Below are 6,066 nucleotides of genomic sequence, written 5' to 3'. Positions count from 1 at the left end.
GTATAAGAGACAGCCCGCCGGCCCACCGGCCGGCGGGCGCGGACCACCGGCGCGGCGCTCAGCCGGTGGACTGGACCTCGTACGGGGCCGGGTACCGCGTCTCGTACGGGGTCAGCACCAGCCGCACCACGTCCTCCAGGCGCCGCCGGGCGTCCCCGAGGGTGGTGCGGCCGGTCACCCAGGCGGTCAGCTCGCCCTGCCAGGCGTGGGCGACGATGTGCCGCACCAGGTCGCTCGCGGCGGCCGGCACCTCGGTCGTCACGGCTTGCAGGGCGGTGCTGTCGGCCCGGGCCATGCCTTGCAGGGCCTCGCTGGCGAACGGATCGGTGGAGGCGGCCACGGCCACCCTCAGCCGGGCGAGTTCGGGCTGCCGCTGGTAGGCCCGCATCCCGCCCCGGACGAACCGGACCGCCCGGTCGGTGGCCCCCGGCCCGGCTCTCGGCCCGCGCAGCTCGGCCACCAGGTCGGCCAGCAGGAGGCGATGCCACTCGGCGATCGCCGCCGCCAGGAGGTGGTCCTTGGAGGAGAAGTAGCGGTACGCCGTCCCCAGGGCGACTCCGGACCGCTCGCAGACCTGCTTCATCTGCATCCGCTCGACGCCGATCTCGTTCACCAGGGCGAGCGCGGCCGCGATCAGGCTTTCGCGGCGTTCGAGCTGACGCGGAGACATCGCCTCCACCGGCCGTGGTGACAGGTCAACCTTGGTCACCCGCACCATGATACGGGCCGGGGCCGCTCAGGAGTATGACGCCGTCCGGCCGCCTTCCGTTCGTCCTGGGGTCACCGGGGTACCGGGAGTGCCGGGTGTCACGAGGGGTCGCGGATCAGCGCCTCCTGGACGGCGGAGGCGACCAGTCGGCCGTCCAGGTCGTAGAACTCGCCGAGCGCCAGACCCCGGCCGTCCGAGGAGGACGGGCTGCGCTGGGCGAACAGCAGCCACTCGTCGGCCCGGAACGGGCGGTGGAACCACATCGCGTGGTCCAGCGAGGCCATCAGCAGCCGGGGCGGTTCGGTGCGCTGGAAGAAGTTCGGCTGCATGTTCAGCCCGGCGGTGGAGGCCAGGGTGAGGTCGGACAGGTAGGTCAGCGCGCCGGCGTGCAGCAGCGGGTCCCCGTCCGGCAGCGGCGAGGCGGTGCGCATCCAGACGAACTGCTGCAGCAGTCCGGGGACGGCCGCCGGCAGCCCCGGGGTGTCCGCCGGGACGAAGCGCACGTCGAGGTCGCGGAAGCCGCCGTCCGCGGCGAGCGCCCGGCGGACCTGCTCGGGCAGCCCGGCGACGGAGTTCGGCAGCGACTCCGGGCGGGGCAGCGTCGGGACCTCGCGCTGGCGGTCGGCGGCCGGCTCGGGGTGCTTGAAGGAGACCGAGAGGGTGAAGACCTCGTGCTCCTGCTGGAGCGCCGTCACCCGGCGGGTGGTGTAGGACGTGCCCTCGCGGACCCGCTCGACCAGGTAGTCGATCGGCCGGACGGGGGAGCCCGGCCGCAGGAAGTAGCCGTGCAGCGAGTGCACCGGGCGCCGGTCCGCGCAGGTGCGGCCGGCGGCGACGAGCGCCTGCGCGGCGACGTGGCCGCCGAAGGCGCGCATCGGGGCGCCGGCGTGGCAGCGACCCCGGAACGTGTTCTCGTTCAGCTGCTCGATCTCCAGCAGCCCGGCGAACGAGGTGGCCGGGCTGGGCTCCTGTTCGGCCGGGATGCGCTGTTCAGTCAGGTCTGTCACGGGCCAATAGTGGCAGAAGCCAACCGTGTGGCGATGTGACCCGGGTAACGTCCGGGTGCTCGGAAATCGAATAGAACACGTTTCATTTAAGCCAGTGGCCCACAGATCTGTCAGTGCCCTCACCTAGCGTGCCCGGCATGACGCAATCCGCACACGCGTACGCCTATCTGCGCCCGTCGGCCGTCCTGGACGGCGCCGACGGACGCAGCCTCGACCTGGCCACCTCCGGCGGCGCCACCCCGCTCGGATCCGCCGCCAACCCGCGCTTCTTCGCGGGCTTCCTGGCCGATCCGGCGCCGGCCGCCGCCGCGCTGCTCGCGGTCGCGGACGTCGCCGCCGCGCGCTACTACCAGCCGCAGCTGCGCGCCTCGCTCGACCCGGTGGTCACCGCCAACGGGGACCGGCTGCGCTTCGAGTCCTTCTCGGGCTGCTGCGGCGTCTACGCCCGGCTCGACGTGCTCCGGGCCGGGCTCGACGGGGACGAGATCGGCCACGGCACCACCAACGTGGACGTCAACAACCCGCTGCGGGAGGCGCTGACCAGGATCGGCCCCGCCGACCCGCTGCACCTCGCGGTCGGGCCGGACGCGCTGGAGGTCACCAGCTTCGACGGGCCGCTGGTCGAGAAGAAGGTCCCGCTGCCGGAGCGCTGGCTGCGCGGCTTCGCCGAGACCCAGGTCGTCGCCGCCGGCTTCGAGCCGCGCGCCGAGCTGCCCGCCGCCGAGGCGGTCCGGTTCCTTCGCTCGCTGCCGCGCGCCGGGCGCGGCGGGCGGGCCGGCGCCGGCTGGGTCGTCCCGGCCGGGACGACGCTGCGGCCGACCACCCGGCCGGTGCCCGGCGCGGTCTGCCTGCCCGGGCCCGAGCGGCTGGTGGCGCTCCAGCGGGTGCTGCGGCACGCGCTCGCCCTGCGGGTGTACGGGCCGGTCGCGGCCGGGGAGCCGACCGCCTCCGCCTGGGAGGCGGTGCTGCCCGGCATGCGGCTGACCCTGACGCTCTCACCCGACGCCTCCCGGGGCTTCTCCGGCGAGGGCGGGGTGCTCGACTCGCTCGCCACCGGGACGGCCGAGCGGGACGCCGAACTGATCGCGGTGCTGCTCGCCTGGGAGCCCCGGATCGAGGTCGGGGACCTCGCCGCCCAGTCCGGGCTGAGCCCCGAGCGGGTCCGCGCCGCGCTCACCCGGCTGGGCACCGCCGGGCAGATCGGCTACGACACCGCCGAGGCCGCCTACTTCCACCGGCAGCTCCCGTACGCCGCCGGGCGGGCCGAGGCGGCCAACCCCCGGCTGCGGGCCGCCCGGGCCCTGGTCGAGGCGGGCGCGGTCCGGCTGGAGGAGGGCGGGGCGACGGCCGTCGTCACGGTGGACGACCACATCCAGCGGGTGCGGACGGACGCGTCGGGGCGGCTCAGCTGCACCTGCCTGTGGTGGGGCAAGTACCGGGGCGGACGCGGGCCGTGCAAGCACGCGCTGGCGGTCGGGATGGTGCGGGAGTCGGCCGCGGGGGCGAAGGGGGCCGGAGCGTGAGCACGACGGCGGGTGCCGGCCGGCAGGGGCCGGTCGACGAACTGCTGACGGCCGTCCGGTCCGGACGGCTCGCGCGGATACCGGAGCTGCTGGCCGCCCTGGACCCGGCCCAGCGGCGGTCCGGCCTGGCCGCCCTCAAGGAGCTGCGCAAGGAGTTGCGGCAGGACTGGTCGCGGGAGGCGGCCGAGGCCAGGGGGCGACTGCTGGTGGCCGGGGCCGGCTGCCACGCCGGCCCGGCCGGCGCCGCCGTCTGGCTGGCCGGCAGCGACTTCGCCGACCGCCCGTGGGCCCGCAACTCCGTGCTGCACCAGGTCGTCGAGGCGCAGCCGGTGGAGTGGCAGGTCGAGGTGGTCACCCGGCTCGCCGCCCGGCCGGCGCGCAACCAGGGCTGGTCGATGTACCCGGTGATGGAGGCCGTGGTCCGGCGCACCGGCTGCGAGATGCCGCGCGGCGAGACCTTCGTCCGGGGCTGGATGGACCGCGTGAACGACTTCGGCAGCGGCGGCGCGCGCCCGACGCTGGCCGAGAAGCTGCGCCAGGACGCCTTCACCCCGGTGCTGCTGCCCGAGCTGCTCGAACTCGCTGACATCAGCTGGCCGCTGACGTTCCGGCACAGCCCGCGCCCCGGCGACATCTGGACCGAGGCGATCGGCGAACTGGCCGCGGCCGGCGTGGTCGACCGGACCGAACTGCTCGACCGCTGCCTGGCCCGGCTGCTGCGCGGCGGCAAACCGGGCGACCAGCGGGCCTTCCTGGAGGTGCTGCGGGCGCTCGACCCGACGCCGGCCGAGTACGCGGCCCGGGTGCGCGACCTGGTGGCGCTGCTGGACGGCCAGTCGGTACTCGCCGGGCACGCCCAGGAGGCGCTCGCCGGGCTGGACGAGGCCGGCCTGATCGAGCCCGACGTACTCCCCGAGGCCTCGGCGGTGGTGCTGTTCCGGACCGAGAAGAAGCTGGTCCGCGCCCAGCTGGCCTGGCTGGACAAGGCGGCCCGGCGCGCGCCCGACCGCTCCGGCCCGGTGGTGCTGGCCGCGGCCGAGGCCTTCGGGCACCCCGACGCGGCCCTCCAGGAACGGGCGCTGAACGTGGTGGCCCGGCACCTGAAGGCGGCGGGGGAGGCGGTGGTGGCGGAGCTGCGGACCGCCGCCGAGGTCCTGAACCCGGCCCACCACCGGCGCGCGGGCGACCTGCTCGGCGCGCCGGTCGGGGGTGACGAGGACGACCCGGACGCCGGGTGGAACGCCTTCCTCCCGCCGGCCCCCGAACCGCGCCCGCTCGGCGCCCCGATCGGCTCGGCGGTGGAACTCGCGGAGGAGCTGTCCGCCCTGCTCGCCTCGGGCGAGCCCGCCGTGGCGGACTTCGAGCGGGTGCTGGACGGGCTGGTCCGGCTCACCCACCTGGACCGGAAGGCGCTGGCCGAGGCGGTGGAGCCGGTCCGCCGGGTGCACCCGTGGCGCGGCACCAACAGTGGGGGTGACTGCATGCCCCGGGAGATCCTCTACGTGGTGGCCGCGGTGGCCGGAGAGACGCCGCCGTGGAAGGTCTGGGACTACCTCGGCCGCAAGGGCCGCTCCGTGCTGCGCGGAGCCCACACCACCGTGCACGGGGCCGTCCTCGCCGCCCGCTTGGAGGAGGCCGCCTGGCAGGTTGACCGGGCCCGGCTGCCGTACCTGCTCGCGACGCCGACCGACGCCACCGGCGCGATGGACGCGGCCGTGCTGGTCGAGCGGATCGCCGGGTACGAGGCGGCGGGCGTCACGCCGGGAAAGGCCGACCTGTCCCAGGCCCTGCTGCGGGTCGACGTGCGGGTGGAGGAGGCGGTGCTGAAGGCCGCCGAGGCGCTCACCTCCCCGGCCGGGCGGTGGCTGGCGCACTGGCTGCGCACCGGCGGCCTGCCCGGGCAGCCGTCCGAGCGGGTGCTGTTCGCGCCCGGCAAGGGGGTGCGGCGCACCAACGCGTACGGGGACCGCTGGTGGGAGGACGTCGAGCGGATCGCCGTCGCCCAGCCGGGCATCGGCGCCGGACCGAAGGGGCCGGGTGGCGAGCGGCTCACGGCCGAGCCGCTCGCCCTGCTGGACGGCACCGAGCCCAGCGTCGCCCGGGCCCGCAAGGTGTACGGCTGGACCTGGCGGCCCGTCGCGCACTGGTTCGCGATGCTCCCCTGGCACCGGGAGGAGCTGGCCGCGCGCTGGCTCGACCCCTTCGCCGAGGGCGCCGACCGGGACGAGCGCGGCGCCGCCCGCTACCTCCCGCTGCTCGCCGAGGCCGGCGGCCCGGCCGGGCTCGCGCTGCACCTCGCGCTGGCGTACGGCCTGGGCGCCCGGCACGCCGAGGACCGGACGGCGGCGGTGGACGCCCTGCTGGTGCTCGCCGCGCGCGGCGACCTGGACGGCGCGCTGCTCGGCCGTGAGCTGGGTGCCCTGGTGGCCTGCGGCACGGTGATGGCCGGCCGGCTCGGGGCGGCGCTCACCACGGCAGCGGAGACCGGCGCCCGGGCGACGGTCTGGTCGGTGCTCGCGGCGGCCCTGCCGGGCCTGCTGGGGGAGGCCGACCCGTCGACGCGCGGGCTGGGTGACCTGATCGCGCTGGCCACCGACTGCGCCCGGCGCACCGGGGCCCGCGGGCCGGTCGCCGAGGTGACGGCGACGGCCGAGCGCGGGGGATCGGGCCGGGTGGTCAAGGAGGCCCGGGCGCTGCGGGACGTGCTCGCGGGCTGAGGGGGTGGATGCCGGCCGGCGGTGGACGGGTGTCGGCTGCTGGCGGACAGATGTCGGCTGACAACTTTCAGCGAACAGATTTTGAAATCTGTTCGCTGAAAGTTGTCGTC

Annotated in this window: 4 protein-coding genes; 2 read left to right on the top strand and 2 right to left on the bottom strand. The window is 76.0% G+C overall.

The annotated features are described in order from the left end of the window. Window positions 1–58: 58 nt before the first annotated feature. Both ACWGKU_RS40085 and ACWGKU_RS40080 read right to left on the bottom strand, forming a co-directional pair. Window positions 59–709: a TetR/AcrR family transcriptional regulator gene (locus ACWGKU_RS40085; protein WP_359913286.1), complete on the bottom strand. Its 651-nt coding sequence runs from the start codon at window positions 707–709 to the stop codon at window positions 59–61. Between the two features lie 98 nt (window positions 710–807). Beyond that, window positions 808–1,716, bottom strand: a complete 909-nt coding sequence (locus ACWGKU_RS40080) for an acyl-CoA thioesterase (protein WP_452177477.1) — start codon at window positions 1,714–1,716, stop codon at window positions 808–810. Window positions 1,717–1,853: 137 nt separating this feature from the next. Here ACWGKU_RS40080 and ACWGKU_RS40075 point away from each other — a divergent pair, with 137 nt between their 5' ends. Further along, on the top strand, window positions 1,854–3,239 hold the full coding sequence (locus ACWGKU_RS40075; protein ID WP_380358706.1) for an SWIM zinc finger family protein: 1,386 nt from the start codon (window positions 1,854–1,856) through the stop codon (window positions 3,237–3,239). Beyond that, on the top strand, window positions 3,236–5,956 hold the full coding sequence (locus ACWGKU_RS40070; RefSeq protein ID WP_452177478.1) for a DUF7824 domain-containing protein: 2,721 nt from the start codon (window positions 3,236–3,238) through the stop codon (window positions 5,954–5,956). Before ACWGKU_RS40075 ends, ACWGKU_RS40070 begins: the two co-directional genes overlap by 4 nt. The last annotated feature ends 110 nt before the right edge of the window (window positions 5,957–6,066 follow it).

The organism is Kitasatospora sp. NPDC054768 (assembly GCF_053612025.1).
This window is presented reverse-complemented; position numbering and strand designations above follow the sequence as displayed.

Coding starts and splice junctions, on each gene's coding strand:
- ACWGKU_RS40075 (WP_380358706.1), top strand. CDS start 1,854: ATGACGCAATCCGCACACGCGTACGCCTATCTGCGCCCGTCGGCCGTC.